We start from the raw sequence: 22,818 nt of genomic DNA on the forward strand, positions 1-22,818 counted from the left end.
CGGCTCCGGTCGTGGGTGTGCCACTCGCATGGGTGAGCGGTCCACCGGGGTGTCCGGCCGGCGTTTCGGGGGAGCCCTGTGCGGCGGATGCGGGGGATCCGCCGCCCGTTCGGGGTCGTCGTCCGGTCGTCACTCTCGGAATCCCGCCACTCCAGACGGGTGATCGTCCTTGACGTGGACGCGGTGGGGTAGGACCGTTGAGCCCTATGAGGGGCGAACCCAGTTGCCCGAAGTGCGGTGGCCGGGTCAGGGCGCCCGGACTTTTTGCCGACTCCTGGCAGTGCGACACGCACGGCTCGGTGCACCCGCTGCAACCCGTGATTCCGCCCAGCGTCGAAGCCCTCGGTGTCGTCGTGCACCGGGCGCAGGTCCCGGTGTGGATGCCGTGGCCCCTGCCGGTGGGCTGGCTCTTCACCGGGGTCGCGTACGCGGGTGACGACCGCAGCGGCGGCCGCGCGACGGCCGTCGCCTGTTCCGGGCCCGGACCGCTCGGCGGACTGGGGGAGCTGCTGCTGATCGCCGAGGAGCTGGGCGTCGGTCTCGGCGCGCGGTACGCCGGCATCGACGGACCCGACCCCGGCCCCGGCATGGCCATCGACAAACCGGCCCACACCAAGGTGCTGGCCGCCGGCCGGCCGACCCCCCTGTGGCACGTCAACGGCTCCCCGCAGGACCGCGCGGTCTTCGCGGGGGAGGCGCGCGGACTCTGGCTGTGGGCCATCGTCTGGCCCGAGCAGTCGGGACTGCTGATGTACGACGAGCTGGTGCTGACGGATCTGCGCGACGCGGGGGCGGAAGTGGAGCTGCTGCCGTGCGGCGCGCTGACGCCGCGTCTGCTGAAGTGACCGCCCGGGCCGCCGGCCGCGCCTGGGCGGTACGGCGGGCGGAGACGCCCGTCGTGTGACGCCGCTTCCGGTCGGCGTGTTCGCCGACCGCCGCTGTGCGAGGGACGGGTGGGGCCGGCGTGTTCGATTCGCCCGTTATGCTGGAGCGTCCCCCTCGTCCGCCCCGAGCCTCCGGAGTACCGCGTCGTGCGTATCGACCTGCACACCCACTCCACGGCGTCGGACGGCACGGACTCCCCGGCCGACCTGGTCCGGCACGCGGCCGCCGCAGGGCTCGACGTCGTCGCCCTCACCGACCACGACACCACGCGCGGCCACGCCGAGGCGATCGCCGCGCTGCCCGAGGGGCTCACCCTCGTGACAGGTGCCGAGCTGTCCTGCCGGCTCGACGGTGTCGGTCTGCACATGCTGGCGTACCTCTTCGACGCCGAAGAGCCCGCGCTCGCCGCCGAGCGCGAGCTCGTCCGGGACGACCGGGTGCCGCGCGCGCAGGCCATGGTCGGCAGGCTCCGGGAGCTGGGCGTCCCCGTCACCTGGGACCAGGTGGCCCGGATCGCGGGAGACGGCTCCGTGGGCCGCCCGCACGTCGCGGAGGCGCTCGTCGAGCTCGGGGTCGTGCCCGACGTCTCCGGCGCCTTCACGCCGCAGTGGCTCGCGAACGGCGGACGGGCGCACGTGGAGAAGCACGAACTGGACCCCTTCGACGCGATCCGCCTGGTCAAGGCGGCCGGCGGCGTCACCGTCCTCGCGCACCCGCTCGCCGTCAAGCGCGGCGAGGTCGTGCCGGAGGCCGCGATAGCCCGGCTCGCAGAAGCCGGTCTCGACGGCATCGAGATCGACCACATGGACCACGACGAGGCGACCCGCGCCCGGCTGCGAGGGCTCGCCAAGGAGCTGGGGCTGCTGGCCACCGGCTCCAGCGACTACCACGGCAGCCGCAAGACGTGCCGCCTCGGCGAGTACACCACCGACCCCGAGATCTACGGCGAGATCACCCGCCGCGCCACAGGGGCCTTCCCGGTCCCGGGCGCGGGTGGACACGCCTGACTCGAGGCGCGGCTCCGGCTCGCCCCCGGCGGGACTCCGGTCCCGGCCCGGCTCCGGTGCTTCGGCGGCGGCGCGGGCCCCGGTTCTCGGCTTCGGCGCTTCGGTCCCGGCACGGGCCCGCCGGCCCGAGCGGCTCTCGGACGGGTCCTGACGGTCCGATTCCGTGCGGGTCCGGGTCCTCGCGGATTGCGGTCCTGACGGTCCGATCCGTGATCGGCCCGGTTCCTCGCGTGTCGCGGTCCTGACGGTCCGATCCGTGAGGGGTCCGGTCCTCGCGGTTCCCGGTCCTCACGGGTCCGAAGCCGTGACCGGGCCGGGCGCCGACCGTCCCGGGGCCTCGCCGTCCCGGGACCGCCCGCCCGGCCCCTCCCGGCCCGGGTCCGCACGGCCCGAAGCCCTGACCGGTGCGTCCGGGACCAGGTGCACTCGGGTCCAGGTCCGGCGTCGGAGGACCCGTGCCCGGTCGCCGGTCGGTGCGGACCCGGCGTCTTCCGTGCGGGGGCCGGCCGGCCGGACGCCGTCGGCGGGATCGGTTCCGCACCGTCGGTACGCGCCGGCCACCGGCCGCCCCCCGGCCCGCGCCGCCACGCCCCCCACCCCGGCGTCCCTCAGGGGCGCACCCCTCCTCGTACACCCCAACTCGCGCAAGGCTCACCGTGTTCGACGTCGCCGTCTTCGGCTCGCTCTTCCTGACCCTTTTTGTGATCATGGATCCCCCCGGGATCACCCCGATCTTCCTCGCCCTCACCTCCGGCCGCCCGGTCAAGGTGCAGCGCCGCATGGCCTGGCAGGCCGTCGCCGTCGCCTTCGGCGTCATCACCGTCTTCGGCATCCTCGGGCAGCAGATCCTCGACTACCTGCACGTCTCCGTCCCCGCGCTGATGATCGCGGGCGGTCTCCTGCTCCTGCTCATCGCGCTCGACCTGCTCACCGGCAAGACCGACGAACCCAAGCAGACCAAGGACGTCAACGTCGCGCTCGTCCCCCTCGGCATGCCGCTGCTCGCCGGGCCCGGTGCGATCGTGTCCGTGATCCTCGCGGTCCAGCACGCCGACGGCGTCAGCGCGCAGATCTCCGTCTGGGCCGCGATCGTCGCCATGCACGTCGTGCTCTGGCTGACCATGCGCAACTCGCTGCTGATCATCCGCGTCATCAAGGACGGCGGCGTCGTGCTGGTCACCCGGCTCGCCGGCATGATGCTGTCGGCCATCGCCGTGCAGCAGATCATCAACGGCGTGACCCAGGTCATCCAGGGCTCCTGAGCCGCGCTCCCGAGGTCGCCGCGAACGTCACTGCGCCCCCGTACGGATTCCGGTCGACGGAGTCCATGCGGGGGCGCGGTGCGTGAAAGGGGTGCCTGACGGCGTTATGAGGCCGAGGTCTCGGCCGGGCGGATCCAGATGCGCTGGCCGATCGAGGCGGCCTGCTGCACGATCCGGTTGACGGAGGCGGCGTCCACGACGGTCCGGTCGACGGGCGTGCCGTCGATGTCGTCGAGTCGCAGGATTTCGAAGCGCATGGGGCTTCTCCCTTCGTCTGAGTTGATCCTCCATGTGGAGAACTGGGTTACGTACGGCTACAACGGCATGCATCCTGCAAACATTCCCTACGCTAAGGAAAATTTTTGGATGCCTAACTAATGGTGTCACGTGACCTTGGCGGGAGCCCCGTGGCGGGCGGAGAATGAGCCCCGTATGAACGACGCAGAGAACCCCCAGACGCCACCCGTACCGCCCCTCGACCAGCTCCGGGACCTCGGCGCCCGCCTGGAGCGCACCAACGAGCTCCTTCAGCGGATGCTGGCGGAAGTGGCGAAGACTCCTTCTACCCACGCCATCTTCGTCGACGCGGGTTACGTCTATGCTGCGGCCGGGTTGCTGGTCGTGGGCACCGAGGACCGGCGCTCCTTCGACCTCGACGCCGAGGGGCTCATCGAGGCCTTCATCGACAAGGCCCGCTCGATCTTCGCGGACAGCCGGCTCCTGCGCGTGTACTGGTACGACGGCGCCCGGCGCCGCAGCCACACCCCCGAGCAGCAGTCGATCGCCGAGCTGCCGGACGTCAAGGTCCGCCTCGGCAACCTCAACGCGAACAACCAGCAGAAGGGCGTCGACTCCCTCATCCGCTCCGACCTCGAGTCCCTCGCCCGGCATCGCGCCATCAGCGACGCCGCCCTCGTCGGCGGCGACGAGGACCTCGTCTCGGCCGTCGAGGCCGCCCAGGGCTACGGCGCCCGCGTCCACCTCTGGGGGATCGAGGCCGCCGAGGGGCGCAACCAGGCCGAGCCGCTGCTGTGGGAGGTCGACAGCCAGCGCACCTTCGACCTCGACTTCTGCCGCCCCTACGTGACCCGCCGCCCGGTCACGACGTACGAGAACGAGGGCGAGCCCCCGCCCTCGCGCGACGAGGCCCGATTCATCGGCGCCCAGATCGCCGCCACCTGGCTCGGCGAGCGCGGGCGTGACGCGATGGCCGAGCTGCTGCCCGGCCACCCCTATCTGCCCGGGCCGGTCGACCAGGACCTGCTCATCGAGGCGGAGAAGCTCCTCAGCCGGTCCCTGCGCGGCCACGCCGCCCTGCGCAGGGCGCTGCGCGACGGGTTCTGGCAGCACCTCCAGAACCAGTTCTGACGGCGCGGCCCGGGCCGCTCGCCAGGAACGGCCTCAGCAGCGCTCCCAGAACGCGGTCAGCCGGTCGGCCAGTTCCCGGGGGTGCGACACGTTCGGGGAGTGGCCCGCGCCCACCACCACCGTGTGGTGGGCGCCGGTCCTGCGCGCGGCGGCCGCGAGTTCGGCCACCGTCCAGACCATCTCGCCGTCGCCGTACGCGATGTGCAGCGGGACCGTCAGCCGGGACAGCTGGTCCGTCCCGTCCCGGTCGCGGCGCAAGAGCCTCCCGGTGGCGGAGAGTTGGATGATCCGTGTACGCATCCAGCGGCGCCGCAGGAACAGCACGACCTCCGGCGGGTCGACGACGCCCGGTGCCTCGCCCCGGCTGTCCAGCCAGCGCGTCGCCAGCCACACCCGTTCCTTGGGCAGCAGGGCCAGCGCGCCCCGCAGCATCCGCACCCGCACGCGCTGGGGGCGGGCGACCCGGCCGGGCCCCGAGGAGAGCAGCGTGAGCGACCGGAACGCCTCCGGCGCCTGCCACGCCGCAGCCCGGGCCACCAGGCCGCCGAACGAGTGCCCCAGCAGATGCACCGGTCCGTCCCCGAGCGCCACCGCCTGGGCGACGGCGTCGAGGGCCAGCGCCTGCCTGCTGTACGCGGACCGGTGGCGCGGTCCCGGAGTCTCGTGCTGCCCCCGGCCGTCCACGGCCACGGCACGGTAGCCCGCGTCGCTCAGCGGCCCCAGCAGCGCCAGGAAGTCCTCCTTGCTGCCGGTGTAGCCGGGCAGCAGCAGCACCGTGCCCCGCCTCTCGCCGCCGGGCGAGGCGTCCAGGACGGCGAAGCTGCCGCGCCCCGTCAGCAGCCGGTAGGCGCGGGTGCGGGGCGGCAGCGCCAGGGACCGGGGCTTGCTCATGACAGGACTGTATCCGCAGCTGGGAGCCGGCCGACGGGACCGCCCTCTACGATGATCGCTTTCGAACAGGGGAGGGAAATGTGAAGCGCCGACTGCGACGGCTCACGGTCGTCCTGTCACTCTTCGGTCTGCTGCTGACGGGGGCCGCGCCGGCCTCGGCGGCGAGCACCACCGCGACCTACACGGTCTGGCACTGGAACGTCTCGGGCAACGTGATGTGGGACGGGCAGACCGCCGGGGGCATGGTCACCAAGGCCGTGTCGTCCATCAGCAACCGCGACGCGGACCTCGTGTCGTTCAACGAGATCTGTTTCGGCCAGTACAAGGCGATCCAGCAAGGACTGGTCGCGGCCGGCTGGCCCGAGGACACGGGCAACTTCTCCCGCTTCGCCGAGACGCTCGCCCCGCGTGCCGGGCTCTGCGACGGGCAGTCCGGGTTCGGCAACGCCCTGTTCAGCAAGGAGGCGCTCGGCTCCTCACGGCAGTACCCGCTGCCGGCGGACACCCCGACGGCGGCGAAGCCGACGCCCGAGCCGCGCAAGATGCTGTGCGCGCCGCTCGCGGCCCAGGCGCTGATGAAGTTCTGCACCGTGCACATCACCACCAGCAACGTCGTGGGCGCGGGGGAGACCCGGGCCGACAACGTCCGCCAGCTCGACGAGGTCCGGTCGGTCCTGGACGGCTTCGACGCGGCGGGTGAGACCTATCTGATCGCGGGCGACTTCAACGCCCAGCCGAGCTACGGCCGGCTGAACGCGTACTACGCGCCCTCGGTCTCCACCGACAACAACGCGGACAACACCGGCGCCCACCGTGAGCTGGACGACGCGGACCCGGCGAACTGCCCGGGGTACGGCGAGTGGACCGCCGACGCCGTGCCCGGGACGGCGCCGCCGTGCGGGGGGAAGGCGAAGATCGACCACGTCTTCGTGCGGGAGAGCCGCGTCGCCGGTGCCTACAGCGCCGACTCCCTGGCCATCGCGACCGGCTGCACGGTGCCCGACCCGATGGACCCGCCGGCCGACCCGACCCAGTGCTCCGACCACCGGATCGTCGTCGGGACGGTGCCCGTCCTGATCGGCTGACCTCCCCGCAGGGGACGGCGGTCCTCCCCTCCCCGTAGGGGAGGGCCGTCTCATGGAACGACACGGCGGCCCGGCCCCCTCAGAGGGGGCCGGGCCGCCGTGTCGTGGTGCGTCGCGGGCGTCAGCTCTCGGGCTGGGCGGCCGCGGCCTTCTTCGTCGTCGTCCGCCGACGCGGGGCCTTGGGGGCCTCGGTCGTCGCCTCGACGGCCTCCGCCGGGGCGGCGGCCGTCTTCTTGGTGGTGCGGCGGCGCGGGGCCGTCTTCGGCTCCGACGCGTCCGGGGCCTCGGCGGTCACGGTCTTCTTGGCCGCACGGCGCCGGGGAGCCTTGGGGGCCTCCTCGACCGTCTCGACCGTCTCGGCGGCCACGGGGGCCTCAGCCGCCGCGGCGGCCTTCCTGGTCGTACGGCGGCGGGGGGCCTTGGGGGCTTCCTCCACCGTCTCGGCAGTCTCGACCGTCTCGGCGACCTCGGCGGTCACCGGGGCGGCCTCGGCGGCCTTCCTGGCGGTGCGACGGCGCGGAGCCTTGGGGGCCTCCTCGACGACCTCGACCGGTGCCGGCGCCACGGTGGTGGCGGCAGCGGCCGCGGCGGCGGCCGCCGCGGTCTCCGGAGTCTGGAAGGTCACCGTCTCGGCCTCGGGCCGGGCGATCCGGGCGCGGCGGCGGCGCGGAGCCTTGGGGGCCTCCTCGACCGTGTCCACGGCCACGGGAGCCGCCTGGGCGACCGGCGCCTTCTCGGCCACGCGAGCCGCGGGGGTCCTGGCGGGGGCCGCGGGGGCCTCAGCGACCGCAGCGGCGGCGGGGGCCACGGCCGTCGCGACGCCGCCCGTGCGGGTGCGGCGACGACGACGCGGGGTGCGCGGCTCCGCCGACTCGTCCTCCGCCACCGGGGCGGCGGACGGAGCGGTGGTGGCGGTGGTGGCGGCGGTCTCGTCGACCGTCGCACCGCCCCGCGTACGGCGACGCTGGCGCGGGGTGCGCGTACGGGCCGGGCGTTCCTCGGCCGGGGCGGCCGCGGCCGCCTTCTTCCGGCCGCGTCCGCCGGGCTCGCCCAGGTCCTCGAGCTCCTCCGCGCCCAGACCCGCACGGGTCCGCTCGGCACGCGGCAGCACACCCTTGGTGCCCGCCGGGATGTCCAGCTCCTCGAAGAGGTGCGGCGAGGTGGAGTACGTCTCCGGCGGGTCCGGGAAGCCGAGGTCGAGCGTCTTGTTGATCAGCTGCCAGCGCGGGATGTCGTCCCAGTCGACGAGGGTGACGGCGATGCCCTTGGCCCCGGCTCGGCCGGTACGGCCGATGCGGTGGAGGTAGGTCTTCTCGTCCTCGGGCGACTGGTAGTTGATCACGTGCGTGACGCCGTCGACGTCGATGCCCCGCGCGGCGACGTCGGTGCAGACGAGCACGTCGACCTTGCCGTTGCGGAACGCGCGCAGGGCCTGCTCGCGGGCGCCCTGGCCGAGGTCGCCGTGGACCGCGCCCGAGGCGAAGCCGCGCTGGGCGAGCTGGTCGGCGATGTCGGCCGCCGTGCGCTTGGTGCGGCAGAAGATCATCGCGAGCCCGCGGCCGTTGGCCTGCAGGATGCGGGAGACCATCTCCGGCTTGTCCATGGAGTGCGCGCGGTAGACGCGCTGCGTGGTGTTGCGCACGGTCGCGCCCTCGTCGTCCGGCGAGGTGGCGTTGATGTGCGTGGGCTGCGACATGTAGCGACGGGCCAGGCCGATGACGGCGCCCGGCATGGTCGCCGAGAACAGCATGGTCTGACGCTTCACCGGAAGCATCTTGATGATCTTCTCGACGTCGGGCAGGAAGCCCAGGTCGAGCATCTCGTCCGCCTCGTCGAGGACCAGGGCCCTGACGTGGGAGAGATCGAGCTTGCGCTGGCCGGCCAGGTCGAGCAGCCGGCCGGGGGTGCCGACGATCACGTCGACGCCCTTCTTGAGGGCCTCGACCTGGGGCTCGTACGCCCGGCCGCCGTAGATGGCGAGCACGCGGACGTTACGGACCTTGCCGGCGGTCAGCAGGTCGTTCGTCACCTGGGTGCACAGCTCACGGGTGGGGACGACCACCAGCGCCTGCGGCGCGTCGGTCAGCTGATCGGGGCGCGCCCGGCCGGCCTCGACGTCCGCGGGGACGGTGACCCGCTCCAGGAGGGGCAGTCCGAAACCGAGCGTCTTGCCGGTGCCGGTCTTGGCCTGGCCGATGACGTCGCTGCCGGAGAGCGCGACCGGGAGGGTCATCTCCTGGATCGGGAAGGGGGACACGATGCCGACGGCTTCGAGCGCCTCGGCCGTCTCGGGAAGGATCCCGAGCTCTCGGAAAGTCGTAGTCAGGGTGCTGCCTCTTCTGTGAGACGCGGCCTGAGGCGAACGAAGGGGGTCGTACCGTGCCGATTCACTTCCGGCCGGATCGGACACGTCCCGGATCAGTCGGATCCTGGATCGTGAAGATCACAGCCGGGTGGCACGGGACCACTGCCGTCGCTCGAGCGTCATACCGCTTGAGGGACCCTTCCGCGGTGCGCGGGGAGGGCTGTCGGGTCGGAGCCAGTCGGGCCACCGACCGGGCATCCTCATTCATGAGATGGCCCACCGGGTACGTCCGAACGTGCGAAAGCATGTCCGCATACTCAGCAGGCGCTTTATCACTGTACCCCGGATTCGCGCAGGTGTGTTGGGAGAATTCGTAATGAGGGCGCGGTCACAGTGACTGACCAGGGCCTTCCCCCGCCCGGAGAGCGGGCTATTGTGCGCTTCATGGAGACGCCTGACAACGCCACATCTGCCGAGGAACCCACCGGGATCGCCGCCCAGGACTGGGCCACGGCCTCCGCCGAGCCCCAGTACCGCGCCGCGGTCGTCGACCTTCTGGGCGCGCTGGCCTACGGCGAGCTGGCGGCGTTCGAACGGCTCGCCGAGGACGCCAAGCTCGCGCCGACCCTCGCGGACAAGGCCGAGCTGGCGAAGATGGCCTCCGCCGAGTTCCACCACTTCGAGCAGCTGCGGAACCGGCTCACCGCCGTGGACGCCGAGCCGACGGCCGCGATGGAGCCCTTCGCCAAGGCGCTCGACGACTTCCACCGCCAGACGGCGCCGTCCGACTGGCTGGAAGGCCTGGTCAAGGCGTACGTCGGCGACTCGATCGCCAGCGATTTCTACCGCGAGGTCGCGGCCCGGCTGGACTCCGACACGCGACGGCTCGTGCTGTCCGTGCTCGACGACACCGGCCACGGCAACTTCGCCGTGGAGAAGGTCCGCGCTGCCATCGAGGCCGACCCGCGGCTCGGCGGGCGCCTCGCGCTGTGGGCGCGCCGGCTGATGGGCGAGGCGCTCTCCCAGGCCCAGCGCGTGGTCGCCGAGCGCGACGCCCTGTCGACGATGCTGGTCGGCGGCGTGGCGGACGGCTTCGACCTCGCGGAGGTCGGCCGGATGTTCTCCCGTATCACCGAAGCCCACACCAAGCGGATGGCGGCGCTGGGCCTGGCCGCCTAGGCGTCAACAGCGGCTGCGGTCGGCGGCGCTGTTCACGCCGCCGCTGATCGGCGCAGACGGCGCGCGGCCGGACGGATCAGCAGGGAGAGCAGCACCGCCGCCACGGCGACGGCGCCGACGAGGGTCGCCAGGACATGGCCGGGGCCGAGCGCCCCGTGGGTCACCAGAGCGCCGAAGACGGCGCCGAGTGAGCCCGTCGTGAGGACGGCCCCACGTCCGGGGAGGCGGTCGGGCAGCCGGTGCACGGCCGCCCAGGCCAGGGCGAGTCCGAGCAGGGCGGAGCCGAGGGCTTCCAGGAACACGGGATCACCTCGCGTGCGGAGCGGAGCGGGCAATTCGGTCGTAGGCCGTACTACCCGAACCGCTCGCAAAGCAACCCTCCCCGCCCGTCGTCACCAGCACGTTCGGCCGAAGCGCGCCGACGAGCGGGCCGACGGCGGCGCCGAAGGCCGGGCGGACGAACGGCAGACGAAAGGCCCGGCGGACGAGGTCCGCCGGGCCTTTCGCTGTATGGACGTACGTCTCAGAGCGCGCCGAAGCCCACCCGGCGCACCGCCGGCTCGCCGATCTCCACGTACGCGATCTTCTCGGCCGGGATCAGGACCCTGCGGCCCTTCTCGTCCGTGAGGCTGAGCAGCTGCGCCTTGCCGGCCAGCGCGTCGGCCACCGCGCGCTCGACCTCCTCGGCGGACTGCCCGCTCTCCAGAACGATCTCCCGGGGTGCGTGCTGCACGCCGATCTTGACCTCCACGGCTATGTCCCTCCGAACGGTCAGCGTTGCGCGGTTCCCGCGCCGTACGCTGCACACATTAGCCCGGTGAGGGGACACGCACGGCGCAGCCGCTCAACGCCAGGAGCGAACACTCCGGCCGTGCGGGAAAGAGGCCCCCGGGCGGCGGCGCGGACCGGCCGGGGCCGGTCAGTGGCCCTCGGCGCTCAGCTGCCCCTCGGACGGGTGCAGCGGGAAGCCCGCGATGCCGCGCCAGGCCAGTGAGGTGAGCAGCGCCACCGCCTTGTCGCGCGGGATCGCCGACTCGCTGGAGAGCCAGTAGCGCGCCACGACCTGGGAGACGCCGCCGAGGCCCACGGCCAGCAGCATCGACTCGTCCTTGGAGAGCCCCGTGTCCTCCGCGATGACGTCGGAGATCGCCTCCGCGCACTGGAGGCTGACCCGGTCCACCCGCTCGCGCACGGCGGGCTCGTTGGTCAGGTCGGACTCGAAGACGAGGCGGAACGCGCCGCCCTCGTCCTCCACGTACGCGAAGTAGGCGTCCATGGTCGCCGCGACCCGGAGCTTGTTGTCCGACGTCGACGCGAGCGCGGTGCGCACGGCCTGGAGGAGCGCCTCGCAGTGCTGGTCGAGAAGCGCCAGGTAGAGCTCCAGCTTTCCGGGGAAGTGCTGGTACAGCACCGGCTTGCTGACACCCGCCCGTTCGGCGATGTCGTCCATCGCGGCGGAGTGGTAGCCCTGTGCGACGAACACCTCCTGGGCCGCCCCGAGGAGCTGGTTCCGTCGGGCTCGGCGCGGCAGGCGCGTGCCCCGAGGGCGTGCTGCCTCTGTCTGCTCGATGGCTGTCACGCCGCCTCCCAAAAATCGATCCATGCGCGCTGTGGCGTCGCGCCCGCCATCGTACTTTTGGGTAACCCGGCTGTGCGCGGTGCGGACGCAGAATTTCACGGACCGGACGCCGGGAACGGTCGGCAATTCAACATTAAACCGAACAAATCAGCGGTAGTCGTCTTCGTCCAGAGAGACGACGCGTGCCTGTTCAGAGGCGTCCGCCTCGTTGGCCGACTCCTGTTCGAGATGCGTGTGCGGCTCGTCCTCGCGCTGCTGCAGATCAGCGTGCTGCTCGGCCGCGTCGGCCTCGGGGGTCTCCTCGTCGAGCACTGGGTCCTCTTCCTCGGCGAATGTGTCCGGCTCGTTCGGATCGACAGTCATGCGGTTCCTCTCCGGCACGCGGTTCCTTCCCGATGACCCTCTCCTACGAGCGTAGGAGCACACCTCTCGCGGCGCACCCCATCCTGTGACGCCCCACACACGCGCCAGGGCGTGATCGTCTCGTAATATTGCGGCCATGTCGTCGACCGAGCTTCCGGAGACCCGGACCGCCGCCGCCCCGCCCGGGGCGCGGACCCGCACCGTACGGGTCGCCGACGGCGAGGAGTTGCGCTCGGTCGTGCTGCCCGGGCTCACCCTCACCGTGCGCGCCCGGCCGGGCAACCGGCCCGGCCTCCCGCCCGCGCTGTACGTCCACGGACTCGGCGGCTCGTCGCAGAACTGGTCGGCCCTGATGCCGCTGCTCGCCGACCACGTCGACGGCCAGGCCGTCGACCTCCCCGGCTTCGGCGACTCGCCGCCGCCCGACGACTCCGACTACTCGGTCACCGGCCACGCGCGCGCCGTCATCCGACTGCTCGACGTGGAGGGCCGCGGCCCGGTCCACCTCGTCGGCAACTCCCTCGGCGGCGCCGTCGCCACCCGCGTCGCCGCCGTCCGGCCCGACCTGGTGCGCACCCTGACCCTGGTCTCCCCGGCCCTGCCCGAGCTGCGCGCCCAGCGCACCGCCTGGCCGACCGCGCTGCTCGCCCTGCCCGGCGTCGCCTCCCTCTTCTCCCGGCTGACCCGGGACTGGACCCCGGAGCAGCGCGTCCGCGGGGTCATGGCGCTCTGTTACGCCGACCCCGGCCGGGTCACCGACGAGGGCTTCCGGCATGCTGTGGAGGAGATGGAACGGCGCCTGGAACTCCCGTACTTCTGGGACGTCATGGCACGGTCCTCGCGTGGCATCGTGGACGCGTACACGCTCGGCGGGCAGCACGGACTGTGGCGCCAGGCGGAGCGGGTGCTCGCGCCGACGCTGCTCGTCTACGGTGTCCGCGACCGGCTCGTGTCGTTCCGGATGGCGCGCAGGGCGGCGGCGGCGTTCCGCGGCTCGCGGCTCCTGACTCTTCCGGACGCCGGGCACGTGGCCATGATGGAGTACCCGGAGACGGTCGCTCAGGCCGTCCGGGAGCTGATCGAGGCGGAACGGCGGACCGGGCAAGCCGAAGAAGAGGCCGCACCGGCCGAACGGGCCGCACGGGCCACACGGGCCGAGAAGGCCGAACCGGCCGAGCGGGCCGGCACAGACGACAGTGGCGGGAGCTGATCCGGGGCGTGGGACGACATAGTCGGAGGGGGCCCGCGCCCGCTCCCGCCGCCGATACGGCCCGGCGGGAGAGCGCCGGGCAGGGACAAGGGCAGGAACAGGGGCAGGGGCCGGGCCGCCGTCGGCGCTCGCCCGACGAGGACGCCTCCGGCCGGAACGCCTCCGGCCAGGGCGGATACGCCCAGGACGCCCACGGCCGGGAGACATACGGTCAGGAGCCTTACGTCCAGGGCGGGTTCGCCCGCCGCGAGGGCAACGGCCAGGGCTCGTACGGCGGGGCCGCTCCCCAGGGACGGGAGGGATACGGCCGGACGGCGACGGCGTACGGGCAGGCCCTCTGGGACACGCCCGCGCACGGCACCCCGGCCCACGCCGCCCCCGCCGACGCACCCGTACGGGGAGGGCACCCCGGTCACGCCGAGGGCGCCTCACCCTCCGAACGCTACGGCGACTGGCAGGGCGTGCCCCGTACCGCCCCGCAACCCCCGGGCTCGCAGGCCCCGTTCATCCCCGCCCCCCGGCGTGGGACCGACGCCGACGCGACCGCCGGGACGCCCGCGGATCTGCCCGCCGACGAGCCCGCGGAGGACCGGGCCGGGACGCCCGCGGCCAGGAACGGCGGCAAGGGGCGCACCCTCACCGGCATCGCCGCGGCCGCCGTCACCACCGTCCTCGCCGTCGTCGTGGCCGGCCAGGTCGCCGAGAGCGAGGCCGGCGGGCCCCTCGCCCACGCGGCCGACGGGCCCGCCGACCGTGCCGTCGAGGACGGGGCCGCCTCGCGCTCCGACAACCGGATCGTCCCGGCGGAGCCCGCGCCCGCCGCACCCGCCGTGCCCGTCGTGCAGCCGACGTACGAGCAGCTCATGACCCGCCAGTTCCCCATCGACCCGAAACTCCGGGGTTCGGGCGACTTCGAGGCCGTCCCCGGCTTCGACAAGGCTCCCGGCAAGGGGCGCAAGGTGCGCTACCGGGTCGACGTCGAGAAGGGGCTCGGACTCGACGCGAAGCTCTTCGCGCGGGCGGTGCAGACCACCCTCAACGACGAGCGGAGCTGGGCCGGCAAGGGCGCGATGTCCTTCGAGCGGATCTCCAGCGGAGAGCCGGAGTTCGTGATCACCCTGGCCAGCCCCGGCACCACCGGCACCTGGTGCGCCAAGTCCGGCCTGGACACCACCGTCGACAACGTCTCCTGCGACTCCGCCTCCACGTCCCGGGTGATGATCAACGCCTTCCGGTGGGCGCAGGGGGCGGAGACCTTCGGCCCCAAGGCGATGCTCGCCTACCGCCAGATGCTCATCAACCACGAGGTCGGCCACCGTCTCGGGCACGACCACGTGAGCTGCCGTACGCCGGGCGCGCTCGCTCCCGTGATGCAGCAGCAGACCAAGTCCCTCGACGTCGACGGCATCAGATGCCGGCCCAACCCCTGGGTGAACCCGACGGGTTGACGGCCGGACGCCCGTCCGCCCGCGTCCCCTCGCGGACGCCGCGCGCCCCCGCCTTCGCCGCGCCGCCCGGCCGCGCCCGTCGGCCGTCGGGACCGGCGCTGCCCGGACGGCCCTCAGGACAGGCCGAAAGCCTCACGTTGGGTAACCGAAACGCGTCTTAGCGCCACAGAACGCGACCCGGGTGCGAAAGTTACGTGCATTCACCCCTTCCAGTGGCGCGACGGACAACCGTCCATCGCGCTACCGGCTTATCCGCTTACGTTCTTCCCGCTGCGCGTCGCCGTACCGAAGGCGACGGCGACCGAGGGAGATCGGGGTGTTCCCCATGCGGATCGGACTGCTCACCGAGGGTGGCTACCCGTACGCCACGGGTGAGTCCCGGCTCTGGTGCGACCGGCTCGTGCGCGGGCTCTCCCCGCACGAGTTCGACGTCTACGCCCTCAGCGGCAGCGCCCAGCAGGAGGACGGCGGCTGGGTCGACCTGCCCGAGCGGGTCCGCAGCGTCCGCACGGCGCCCCTGTGGGCACCCGAGGACGACGGCCACACCTACGGGCGTCGCGACCGCCGCGCCTTCGCCGGCCACTTCCGCGCGCTCGCCACCGGCATCTGCGCGGACGGCGACGCGGAGGCGCCCGACGAGGCGGGCGGGAGCGAGGCGGCGGACCGGCGCGGAGCGGCGGGACACTCCTTCGCCGAGGGGCTCTACGGCCTCGCCGAACTCGCCCGCGAACGCGGGGGGCTCTACGCCGCCCTCCGCTCCGAACTCGCGGTCCGCACGCTGGAGTCGGCCTGTCGCGCCCCCCGCGCACGCCGGAGCCTGGCCGGCGCCACCGTCCCCGACTACCTCGCCTTCGTCGACCGGCTGGAACGCGCCCTGCGCCCGCTCTCGCTCGACTGGTACGCCGAGGACGCCCTCGGCGCGGTCGACCTGTGCCACGCCGCCTCGGGCGGGTCGGCGGCGCTCCCCGGCCTGTTGGCCAAACGCTTCTTCGGCACTCCGCTGCTGGTCACCGAGTACGGCGTCCATCTCCGCGCGCACTACCTCACGGCCCTCGACGCGCCCGTCTCCGCACCGGTCCGGGCCCTCCTCGCCGCCTTCCACGGACGACTGGCCGCGGAGGTCTACCGCGAGGCCGCGCTCCTCACCCCCGGCAACACCCACGCCCGGCGCTGGCAGGAGAGGTGCGGTGCCGACCGGGCCAAGCTGCGCACGGTCTACCCCGGTATGGACCCGGGGCGATTCGCCGAGATCGGCGAGGACGAGGAGAGCGGCGACCCGGCCACCCTCGTCTGGGTCGGCCGGGTCGAACCGGCCAAGGACCTGATCGCCCTGCTGCACGCCTTCGCCGAGGTCCGCGCGGCGCAGCCCGACGTACGGCTGCGGATCATCGCCGCGCCGGTGCGCGAGCCGGGCGCGGAGGCGTACCTCGCGCACTGCCGGGCGCTCGCGGCCCAGCTCTTCCCGGACGAGGCCGCCGGGGCGCACGCCGTCGGCGAGAGTCCGGTCGCCTTCGAGGAGATCGGCGGCCCCGAGGCGCCGACGCTCGCCGAGGCGTACGGCGCGGGCGCGGTCGTGGTGCTCTCCAGCGTCGTCGAGGGCTTCCCGATCAGCCTGGTCGAAGCGATGTTCTGCGCCCGGGCGACGGTCTCGACGGATGTCGGCGCGGTCGTCGAGGTGATCGGCGGAACGGGGCTCGTGGTGCCCCCGCGCAACCCTCGGGCGCTCGCCGACGCCTGCCTGGCGCTGCTGCGCGACCCCGAGCGCCGTTACCGCCTGGGCGCCGCGGCGCGCGCCCGCGCGCTCGAACTCTTCACGGTCGACCAGAACCTCGCGGCGTTCCGCGGCATGTACCTGGAACTCCTCTCCCACTCGCCGGTGCGCCGCCGGGCCGCCGAGGGCGTCCCCTTCGCCCATCCGGCCGAGGCGTACGTCCCCGGCGCCTGGGCGGACCAGCCGGTGAGCGCGACCGCCGGTGCGGGAGACCCCGATGCCTGAAGGAGGCACCCCCATGCGTGGCCCCGCCGCCCCCACGAGCCCCGGCCCCTGGGACTCCCGCTCCGAGGCACTCCTGGAGACGCAGGCCCTCGCGACGCTCTTCCCGTCACCGGCCACCGCCCCCGCGGACGCGACCGCCGAGACGACCACCGCCCCGTGGCCGGAGCCCTCCGCGCCCACCGCCCCGCCCCTCGCCCCCCGCCCGGAGGCCGAGCCGGCCCACCCGCGGGAGACCGGCACCGTCTGTGCCCCCGTGCACGGCGGCCCGCCCGGAGCGGGGAGCACCCCCGCCGCCGCGCTCCCGCAGCCGGAGGCGGTACGCGGGGGCGCGCCCGCGTACCGGCGGGGGCCCGTCGATCCCGTCAAGGTGCTCATGCACCGGCATCGGGAGCTGTGCGAGCGGGCCGTCGATCCGTTGGAGATCGCCGCAGGGCTCGAGGCGCACGGGGTCACCGACCGGACCGCCGCGCGGTTCCGGCACCGGGACGTGTTCTCGCTCGCCGAGGAGCTGTACGCCCGGGTGCCGCGCGGCGACGGGGCGCCCGCGCGCCCCGAGCCCGAGCCGGGGTCGCGCCCCGGGTGGGCGGGGTGGACGCTCCGGGCCTTCCTGCCCGGCGCCGTCGCCGCCCCCGCCGTCGGCGGCCTCGCGCTCACCCAGGGGTCCCTGCGTTTCGCCGTCGGCGTCGCCGGGGCCCTCGGCCTGGCCGTCGCGCTCGTCGTCGCCGTCCGGGGCGGCCCCCTGCGCGCCGCCGGCCGCACCGCCCCCGCCGCCCACCTCTGGACCCTGTGGCTCCTCGCGTACGTCCTCGGCGGGGACGGACTCCTCCGGGAGACGCTGACCGGCGGCCCCGAAGGAGGCTGGACCCTCACCCCCGGGCCCCTCCTCGCCCTCGCCCTCGCCGTCGTCCCCGCCGCCTGGTGCGCCCACCTCTTCTCCGCGCGAGCCCGCCGCAGGCTCGCCGCCAGCCGAGGCCTGGAGGACTTCGCCGCGGGCACCCGGCCCCTGCTCCTCCTCGCCGTCGCACTCCACACGGCCGCCCTCGCCGCCTTGCTGGGCCTGACCGGCTTCGCGCCCGGCGCCCTCGCCCTCGGCGCCCTGCTCCTGCTCGCCCGGCTCCTCACCGTCCACGGCTCCGCCGACACGGCGGCCAACGGCCTCGCCGCCGCCTGCGCCGCCGAAGCCCTCGCCCTCGCGTCCGTCCTCGCCGCCAGGATCCCCGGCTGCGACGTCCTCGCGGTGCCCGTCCGCACCCTCGTCGACACCTGGGGCCCCGGCGCCCTTCCCACCCTCGTCTGCGGCGCCGCGGCCGTCGGCCTCCTGGCCCACGCCACCGTCGCCCTCTCCCGGGCCTCGGCCCACGCCAACCCCTAGGGGGTGTCATGCCGATCAGGCCGGGCTCGCGTGCCCTGGTGCCGCGCCTCGCCGGGTGCCCGTCGGTCGCCGACGCTCCACGTCGCGTCCCTCCCGCGCCCCGCGATCCGAGGACCCGGACGCCGGAATCCCGCCCGCCGGTCCGGCCTCGTCGCCATGACATCCCCTGAACCCCGACGCACCCGCGGAGCCGACGCCGCGGGCGCGTCCCCCGCGCAGGACCCATTCCAAGGAGACGAAAGAGACATGACCTCCCTACACCCCGCAACGGCCGGTCGGCGAGAAGGGGCCGCACGATGAGGGTGCTGCTGCTCGGAGCCAACGGATTCATCGGCCGCTTCGTCGCCGACCGGCTGCTCGCCGACCCGGCGGTCCACCTCACCGCGCTCGGACGCGGCGACGACGCCGACGTGCGGTTCGACCTCGCCGGCGGCAGCCCCGGCGCGCTGACCCGGTTCCTGGACGCCGTCCACCCGGGCGTCGTCGTCAACTGCGCCGGCGCCACCCGCGGCGGCGCCCGCGACCTGACCCGGCACAACACCGTCGCCGTCGCCACCGTCTGCGAGGCCCTGCGCCGCAGCGGCTGCGGCGCCCGCCTGGTCCAGGTCGGCTGCGCCTCCGAATACGGGCCCTCCCAGCCCGGCTCCTCCACGGCCGAGGACGCCGTGCCCCGCCCCGGAGGCCCGTACGGCGTCTCCAAACTCGCCGCCACCGAACTCGTCCTCGGATCCGGACTCGACGCGGTCGTGCTGCGGGTGTTCTCCCCGGTCGGACCGGGCACCCCCGCCGGCTCCCCGCTCGGCCGCCTCGCCGAGGCCATGCGCCGCGCCATGCAGGCCGGCGACGGCGAGCTGAAGCTCAGCGGCCTCGGCGTGCAGCGCGACTTCGTCGACGTGCGGGACGTCGCCCGCGCCGTCCACGCCGCCTCGCTCTCCGCCGCCCAGGGCGTCGTCAACATCGGCACCGGTCGCGCGGTCAAGCTCCGCGACGCCGCCGCCGTCCTCGCCCGGGTCGCCGGATACGCCGGGACCCTGCACGAGCTGGACGGCCCGCCCCAGCGGCCGGTCATCGGCGCCCCGCGCACCGAGACCATCGCCGAACAGCTGGCCGCCGCGCCCTACCCGTACCCCGACGGCTGCGGCAGCTGGCAGCAGGCGGACGTCCGCACCGCGCGCGACCGGCTCGGCTGGCGGCCGAGGATCAACCTCGAGGAGTCCCTCGCCGACATCTGGATGGAGGCGGCATGCCGCATCTGACCACGAGCGCGGAGGCCGTCCAGGAGATGGGCTTCGGCGTCCCCGGCTACGCCCACCCGCTGCTCGCCCCCGTCGAGTGGGCCGAGCTGACCCGCCCCGGCACCCCCCTGCACTGGGCCGTCCTCAACGTCGCCGAAGGCCCCGGTGCCCGCCCCGACCCGCACTGCCTGGAGGCGGCGGGCAAGCTCCGCAACGCCGGTGTCAGGGTCCTCGGGCACCTGGACCTCTGCCACGGCTCCCGCGCCTTCGGCGAGATCGTCTCGGACGCCCACCGGTTCCTGGACTGGTACCGGGTCGACGGCTTCTACCTGGACCGCTGCCCGACCGACCGGGTGGACCTGCCGGAGGTCCGGCGCCTCACCGCCACCCTGGAGGCGGTGCTCGACGGCGAGGCCCACCTGGTCCTGGCCCACGGCACCCACCCGTACCCCGGCTACGCCGAGACGGCCGACCAGCTGGTCACCTTCTCGGGGCCGTGGACGGACTACCGCTGGTCGCAGGTGGCCGAGTGGACCGCGGACTACCCGCCGGAGAAGTTCGTCCACCTCGTGCACGGGGTGCCGCGCAGCCATCTCGACGAGGCGATGCGGATCGCCCGCTGGCAGGGCGCGGGGACGATCTTCTTCACGGACCGCGGGGATCAGGCGGGACAAAGCGACCCATTCCAAACCCTGCCCGGCTACTGGGACGAAATCGTCTCGCGCATTGGACCGGGTGTCTCGGAATGAGAAGGGGCGTGGCAGTGTTACGGGGAGAACAACCGTACTGACATACCGACCAACGGAGCCCCCGTGTCGCTGCCACCCCTGGTCGAGCCGGCTGCCGAGCTCACCGTAGACGAGGTCCGCAGGTACTCCCGCCACCTGATCATCCCGGATGTCGGGATGGACGGGCAGAAGCGTCTGAAGAACGCCAAGGTGCTGTGTGTCGGCGCCGGCGGCCTGGGTTCGCCGGCCCTGATGTACCTGGCCGCGGCGGGCGTGGGCACGCTCGGCATCGTGGAGTTCGACGAGGTCGACGAGTCGAACCTGCAGCGTCAGATCATCCACAGCCAGGCGGACATCGGCCGGTCCAAGGCCCAGTCCGCGAAGGACTCGGTCCTCGGTATCAACCCGTACGTGAACGTGATCCTCCACGAAGAGCGGCTCGAGGCCGACAACGTCATGGAGATCTTCGGCCAGTACGACCTGATCGTCGACGGCACCGACAACTTCGCCACGCGCTACCTCGTCAACGACGCGTGCGTGCTGCTGAACAAGCCGTACGTATGGGGCTCGATCTACCGCTTCGACGGCCAGGCCTCCGTCTTCTGGTCCGAGCACGGCCCCTGCTACCGCTGCCTCTACCCGGAGCCCCCGCCGCCGGGCATGGTCCCCTCCTGCGCCGAGGGCGGCGTCCTGGGCGTGCTCTGCGCGTCCATCGGCTCCATCCAGGTCACCGAGGCGATCAAGGTCCTCGCCGGCGTCGGCGACCCGCTGGTCGGCCGACTGATGATCTACGACGCCCTGGAGATGCAGTACCGCCAGGTCAAGGTCCGCAAGGACCCGGACTGCGCCGTCTGCGGTGAGAACCCGACCGTCACCGAGCTCATCGACTACGAGGCCTTCTGCGGCGTCGTGTCCGAGGAGGCGCAGGAGGCGGCGCTCGGCTCGACGATCACTCCCAAGCAGCTCAAGGAGTGGATCGACGAGGGCGAGGACATCGACATCATCGATGTCCGCGAGGTCAACGAGTACGAGATCGTCTCGATCCCCGGGGCCCGTTTGATCCCGAAGAACGAGTTCCTGATGGGCAACGCGCTCCAGGACCTCCCGCAGGACAAGCGGATCGTCCTGCACTGCAAGACGGGTGTCCGCAGTGCGGAAGTCCTCGCCGTGCTGAAGTCCGCGGGCTTCGCGGACGCGGTGCACGTCGGCGGCGGCGTGATCGGCTGGGTCCACCAGATCGAGCCCGAGAAGCCGGTCTACTGACCGCTCGCCCTCTCGGCTCCTCCGCATGACGGAAGGGTCCGGACCCGGGATCGGGTCCGGGCCCTTCCGCGTGTGCGGCCCGCCGTCCCGCTATCCGCAGGTCTTCCCGTAGGCCGGGACCTTGCCGTCAAGCAGGTACGCGTCGATCGTCCGCGTCGCGCAGGACGCCGAGCCGTACGAGCCGTGACCCTCGCCCTTGTTGGTGACGAGGATGCCGACGCCCTCGCCCAGCTCCTTCGCCATCCGCTCCGCCCCCTCGTACGGGGTCGCGGGGTCGCCGGTCGTACCCACGACGAGGATCGGGCCCGCGCCCGGCGCGCTCACGTCCTGGTCGGCCCGCTCGCCCGGCACGGGCCAGTTCGCGCACCAGCCGGCCGTGTCCCATGCCAGGAACTCGCCGAAGACCGGGGAGAGCCCGCGGAACCCGGGCAGCAGGGCCCGCGCCTGGGCGGGCGTCGGACGCTCGCTGGAGTCGGCGCAGGAGATCGCCCGCTGGGAGTGGGACTGGGTGGAGTAGTGCCCGGACGCGTCGCGGTCGTTGTAGAAGTCGGCGAGCCGCAGCAGTTCGCCGCCGGAGCCGTTCTCCGCCGCCCGCAGGGCCGAGGTCAGCATGGGCCAGTTGCCCTGCGAATAGAGCGTGACCGCGATGCCGATGGTCGCGAGGCCCTGCGTCAGCCTGCGCTCGCCGACCCGCAGCGGCTGCCGGTCGAGGCGCTGGAGGAACGCGGCGATCCGAGCCGTACCGGCCTTCGGGTCCTGGCCGGTGCTCTTCAGGTAGTTGTCCAGGGCCCGCTGGAAGCCGACGGTCTGGTTGCGGGCGTGACCCGTGCCGTCGGCGGTGGGGTCGACGACCGCGTCGAGGACCGTACGGCCGACGTTCGCGGGGAACAGGTGGGCGTAGGCGCCGCCGAGCTGGGTTCCGTAGGAGATGCCGAAGTAGTTCAGGTCGGCGTCGCCCAGGACGTGGCGGATCAGGTCCAGGTCCCGTGCCGTCTCGGACGTCGTGGTGTGCGGGATGACCTTGCCGGAGCGGCGGGCGCAGCCGGCCCCGAAGTCGGTGGCGTCCCGGAGGAAGGCCGTCTCCTCGGCGGCCGTGTCCGGAGTGAGGTCGACCGTCTTCTCGGCGGCCGCCTGCTCCTCGTCGTCCCGGCAGACCACCCCGGCGCTCCGGTGGACGCCTCGGGGGTCGAAGCCGACCAGGTCGTACCGGCGGTTGAGGTTGCCGTACTCGGCGGCCGCGCGGGGCAGGATGTCGACGCCGGAGGCGCCCGGGCCGCCGAAGTTGAAGAGCAGCGAACCGATCCTCTTCTTCGGGTCGCGGGCCTCCTTGCGGATCAGCGCGATGGGGATGGTCTCCCCGGTGGGCCGGGCGTGGTCCAGGGGGACCGTGACGGTCGCACAGCGCCAGTCGGCCCCGGGCCGCTCGCCGCCCTCGGGCGCCTCGCAGCGCTTCCACCGCGGCCGCTGCCCGGTGAGCGCGGCGGGAAGCCCGGGACGTTCGGCTGCGGCCGACGGCTTGGCGTCGGACGGGGGAGGAGGCGTCGTACGGGAGGCGCCGGGGGCGGTCCCGGCGCTCGTGCAGCCGGCCGCCAGCAGCCCGGTGACGGCCAGGGCGGTCACCCGTACCCGTATCGACAGACGT

General features: G+C 73.5%; 21 protein-coding genes. 13 read left to right on the forward strand and 8 right to left on the reverse strand.

Annotation, left to right across the window (positions count from 1 at the left end; translation table 11 throughout):
* Window positions 1-206: 206 nt before the first annotated feature.
* The 3 genes from AB0K65_RS05735 to AB0K65_RS05745 all read left to right on the forward strand — a co-directional run bounded on the left by AB0K65_RS05735 (window position 207) and on the right by AB0K65_RS05745 (window position 3,154).
* Complete coding sequence (locus AB0K65_RS05735) at window positions 207-845, forward strand: DUF6758 family protein (protein ID WP_365714453.1); 639 nt, start codon at window positions 207-209, stop codon at window positions 843-845.
* A gap of 186 nt (window positions 846-1,031) precedes the next feature.
* The gene (locus AB0K65_RS05740; RefSeq protein ID WP_365714454.1) at window positions 1,032-1,892 is read left to right on the forward strand and encodes a PHP domain-containing protein; all 861 of its coding nucleotides are present in this window, start codon (window positions 1,032-1,034) and stop codon (window positions 1,890-1,892) included.
* 656 nt (window positions 1,893-2,548) lie between these two features.
* Window positions 2,549-3,154, forward strand: coding sequence for a MarC family protein (locus AB0K65_RS05745; protein WP_365714455.1), 606 nt, complete (start codon window positions 2,549-2,551; stop codon window positions 3,152-3,154).
* 104 nt (window positions 3,155-3,258) lie between these two features.
* Here the strand turns inward: AB0K65_RS05745 and AB0K65_RS05750 are convergent, their stop codons facing one another.
* On the reverse strand, window positions 3,259-3,411 hold the full coding sequence (locus AB0K65_RS05750) for a hypothetical protein (RefSeq protein WP_086024648.1): 153 nt from the start codon (window positions 3,409-3,411) through the stop codon (window positions 3,259-3,261).
* A gap of 277 nt (window positions 3,412-3,688) precedes the next feature.
* Here AB0K65_RS05750 and AB0K65_RS05755 point away from each other — a divergent pair, with 277 nt between their 5' ends.
* Window positions 3,689-4,522, forward strand: a complete 834-nt coding sequence (locus AB0K65_RS05755) for an NYN domain-containing protein (RefSeq protein WP_365714530.1) — start codon at window positions 3,689-3,691, stop codon at window positions 4,520-4,522.
* Between the two features lie 33 nt (window positions 4,523-4,555).
* Here AB0K65_RS05755 and AB0K65_RS05760 read toward each other — a convergent pair whose 3' ends face one another.
* Window positions 4,556-5,413 carry an alpha/beta hydrolase gene (locus AB0K65_RS05760; protein ID WP_365714456.1) on the reverse strand — a complete coding sequence of 286 codons (858 nt, stop codon included), beginning with the start codon at window positions 5,411-5,413 and terminating at the stop codon, window positions 4,556-4,558.
* Window positions 5,414-5,493: 80 nt separating this feature from the next.
* On the opposite strand from AB0K65_RS05760, the gene AB0K65_RS05765 reads away from it, so the two are divergent.
* Window positions 5,494-6,498 (forward strand): endonuclease/exonuclease/phosphatase family protein, encoded by a 1,005-nt coding sequence (locus AB0K65_RS05765; RefSeq protein WP_365714457.1) that lies wholly within the window; start codon window positions 5,494-5,496, stop codon window positions 6,496-6,498.
* Between the two features lie 121 nt (window positions 6,499-6,619).
* On the opposite strand, the gene AB0K65_RS05770 is transcribed toward AB0K65_RS05765, so the two are convergent.
* Window positions 6,620-8,731, reverse strand: a complete 2,112-nt coding sequence (locus AB0K65_RS05770; protein ID WP_365714531.1) for a DEAD/DEAH box helicase — start codon at window positions 8,729-8,731, stop codon at window positions 6,620-6,622.
* Window positions 8,732-9,247: 516 nt separating this feature from the next.
* Here AB0K65_RS05770 and AB0K65_RS05775 point away from each other — a divergent pair.
* Window positions 9,248-9,982, forward strand: a complete 735-nt coding sequence (locus AB0K65_RS05775; RefSeq protein WP_365714458.1) for a ferritin-like fold-containing protein — start codon at window positions 9,248-9,250, stop codon at window positions 9,980-9,982.
* A 32-nt stretch (window positions 9,983-10,014) separates the two neighbouring features.
* Here the strand turns inward: AB0K65_RS05775 and AB0K65_RS05780 are convergent, their stop codons facing one another.
* From AB0K65_RS05780 to AB0K65_RS05795, 4 genes are all read right to left on the reverse strand, one after another.
* Window positions 10,015-10,284, reverse strand: a complete 270-nt coding sequence (locus tag AB0K65_RS05780; RefSeq protein WP_365714459.1) for a hypothetical protein — start codon at window positions 10,282-10,284, stop codon at window positions 10,015-10,017.
* A gap of 221 nt (window positions 10,285-10,505) precedes the next feature.
* Window positions 10,506-10,733: a DUF3107 domain-containing protein gene (locus AB0K65_RS05785; protein WP_365714460.1), complete on the reverse strand. Its 228-nt coding sequence runs from the start codon at window positions 10,731-10,733 to the stop codon at window positions 10,506-10,508.
* A 168-nt stretch (window positions 10,734-10,901) separates the two neighbouring features.
* Window positions 10,902-11,561 carry a TetR/AcrR family transcriptional regulator gene (locus AB0K65_RS05790; RefSeq protein WP_365714461.1) on the reverse strand — a complete coding sequence of 220 codons (660 nt, stop codon included), beginning with the start codon at window positions 11,559-11,561 and terminating at the stop codon, window positions 10,902-10,904.
* Window positions 11,562-11,708: 147 nt separating this feature from the next.
* Entirely contained in the window at window positions 11,709-11,924 is a 216-nt protein-coding gene (locus AB0K65_RS05795) for a hypothetical protein (protein WP_365714462.1), read from the reverse strand.
* Between the two features lie 136 nt (window positions 11,925-12,060).
* Between AB0K65_RS05795 and AB0K65_RS05800 the strand changes: the two genes are divergently transcribed.
* The 7 genes from AB0K65_RS05800 (at window position 12,061) to moeZ (ending at window position 21,176) form a co-directional block, all read left to right on the forward strand.
* Window positions 12,061-13,134, forward strand: coding sequence for an alpha/beta hydrolase (locus AB0K65_RS05800; protein ID WP_365714463.1), 1,074 nt, complete (start codon window positions 12,061-12,063; stop codon window positions 13,132-13,134).
* Between the two features lie 8 nt (window positions 13,135-13,142).
* The gene (locus AB0K65_RS05805) at window positions 13,143-14,582 is read left to right on the forward strand and encodes a DUF3152 domain-containing protein (protein WP_365714464.1); all 1,440 of its coding nucleotides are present in this window, start codon (window positions 13,143-13,145) and stop codon (window positions 14,580-14,582) included.
* Window positions 14,583-14,907: 325 nt separating this feature from the next.
* Window positions 14,908-16,578 carry a DUF3492 domain-containing protein gene (locus AB0K65_RS05810; protein ID WP_365714465.1) on the forward strand — a complete coding sequence of 557 codons (1,671 nt, stop codon included), beginning with the start codon at window positions 14,908-14,910 and terminating at the stop codon, window positions 16,576-16,578.
* A 13-nt stretch (window positions 16,579-16,591) separates the two neighbouring features.
* Window positions 16,592-17,950 (forward strand): hypothetical protein, encoded by a 1,359-nt coding sequence (locus tag AB0K65_RS05815; RefSeq protein WP_365714466.1) that lies wholly within the window; start codon window positions 16,592-16,594, stop codon window positions 17,948-17,950.
* Between the two features lie 296 nt (window positions 17,951-18,246).
* A complete protein-coding gene (locus tag AB0K65_RS05820; RefSeq protein ID WP_365714467.1) occupies window positions 18,247-19,206 on the forward strand; it encodes an NAD-dependent epimerase/dehydratase family protein in 960 nt (319 codons plus the stop codon).
* On the forward strand, window positions 19,194-19,934 hold the full coding sequence (locus AB0K65_RS05825) for a spherulation-specific family 4 protein (RefSeq protein ID WP_365714468.1): 741 nt from the start codon (window positions 19,194-19,196) through the stop codon (window positions 19,932-19,934). The genes AB0K65_RS05820 and AB0K65_RS05825 overlap by 13 nt, the downstream gene beginning before the upstream one ends.
* 63 nt (window positions 19,935-19,997) lie before the next feature.
* A complete protein-coding gene (moeZ, locus tag AB0K65_RS05830; protein WP_365714469.1) occupies window positions 19,998-21,176 on the forward strand; it encodes an adenylyltransferase/sulfurtransferase MoeZ in 1,179 nt (392 codons plus the stop codon).
* Between the two features lie 90 nt (window positions 21,177-21,266).
* Here moeZ and AB0K65_RS05835 read toward each other — a convergent pair whose 3' ends face one another.
* Complete coding sequence (locus AB0K65_RS05835; RefSeq protein ID WP_365714532.1) at window positions 21,267-22,814, reverse strand: alpha/beta hydrolase; 1,548 nt, start codon at window positions 22,812-22,814, stop codon at window positions 21,267-21,269.
* Between the last annotated feature and the right edge of the window lie 4 nt (window positions 22,815-22,818).

The organism is Streptomyces sp. NPDC053755, from assembly GCF_040677675.1.
Lineage (GTDB): Bacteria > Actinomycetota > Actinomycetes > Streptomycetales > Streptomycetaceae > Streptomyces.

What these genes read in the sequence shown, in the direction of transcription:
- AB0K65_RS05750 (WP_086024648.1), bottom strand. Translation starts at nt 3,411, where the DNA reads ATGCGCTTCGAAATCCTGCGACTCGACGACATCGACGGCACGCCCGTC.
- AB0K65_RS05820 (WP_365714467.1), top strand. Translation starts at nt 18,247, where the DNA reads ATGAGGGTGCTGCTGCTCGGAGCCAACGGATTCATCGGCCGCTTCGTC.
- AB0K65_RS05735 (WP_365714453.1), top strand. Translation starts at nt 207, where the DNA reads ATGAGGGGCGAACCCAGTTGCCCGAAGTGCGGTGGCCGGGTCAGGGCG.
- AB0K65_RS05815 (WP_365714466.1), top strand. Translation starts at nt 16,592, where the DNA reads ATGCGTGGCCCCGCCGCCCCCACGAGCCCCGGCCCCTGGGACTCCCGC.
- AB0K65_RS05825 (WP_365714468.1), top strand. Translation starts at nt 19,194, where the DNA reads ATGCCGCATCTGACCACGAGCGCGGAGGCCGTCCAGGAGATGGGCTTC.
- AB0K65_RS05755 (WP_365714530.1), top strand. Translation starts at nt 3,689, where the DNA reads ATGCTGGCGGAAGTGGCGAAGACTCCTTCTACCCACGCCATCTTCGTC.
- AB0K65_RS05760 (WP_365714456.1), bottom strand. Translation starts at nt 5,413, where the DNA reads ATGAGCAAGCCCCGGTCCCTGGCGCTGCCGCCCCGCACCCGCGCCTAC.
- AB0K65_RS05770 (WP_365714531.1), bottom strand. Translation starts at nt 8,731, where the DNA reads ATGACCCTCCCGGTCGCGCTCTCCGGCAGCGACGTCATCGGCCAGGCC.
- AB0K65_RS05800 (WP_365714463.1), top strand. Translation starts at nt 12,061, where the DNA reads ATGTCGTCGACCGAGCTTCCGGAGACCCGGACCGCCGCCGCCCCGCCC.
- AB0K65_RS05810 (WP_365714465.1), top strand. Translation starts at nt 14,908, where the DNA reads ATGCGGATCGGACTGCTCACCGAGGGTGGCTACCCGTACGCCACGGGT.
- AB0K65_RS05795 (WP_365714462.1), bottom strand. Translation starts at nt 11,924, where the DNA reads ATGACTGTCGATCCGAACGAGCCGGACACATTCGCCGAGGAAGAGGAC.
- AB0K65_RS05775 (WP_365714458.1), top strand. Translation starts at nt 9,248, where the DNA reads ATGGAGACGCCTGACAACGCCACATCTGCCGAGGAACCCACCGGGATC.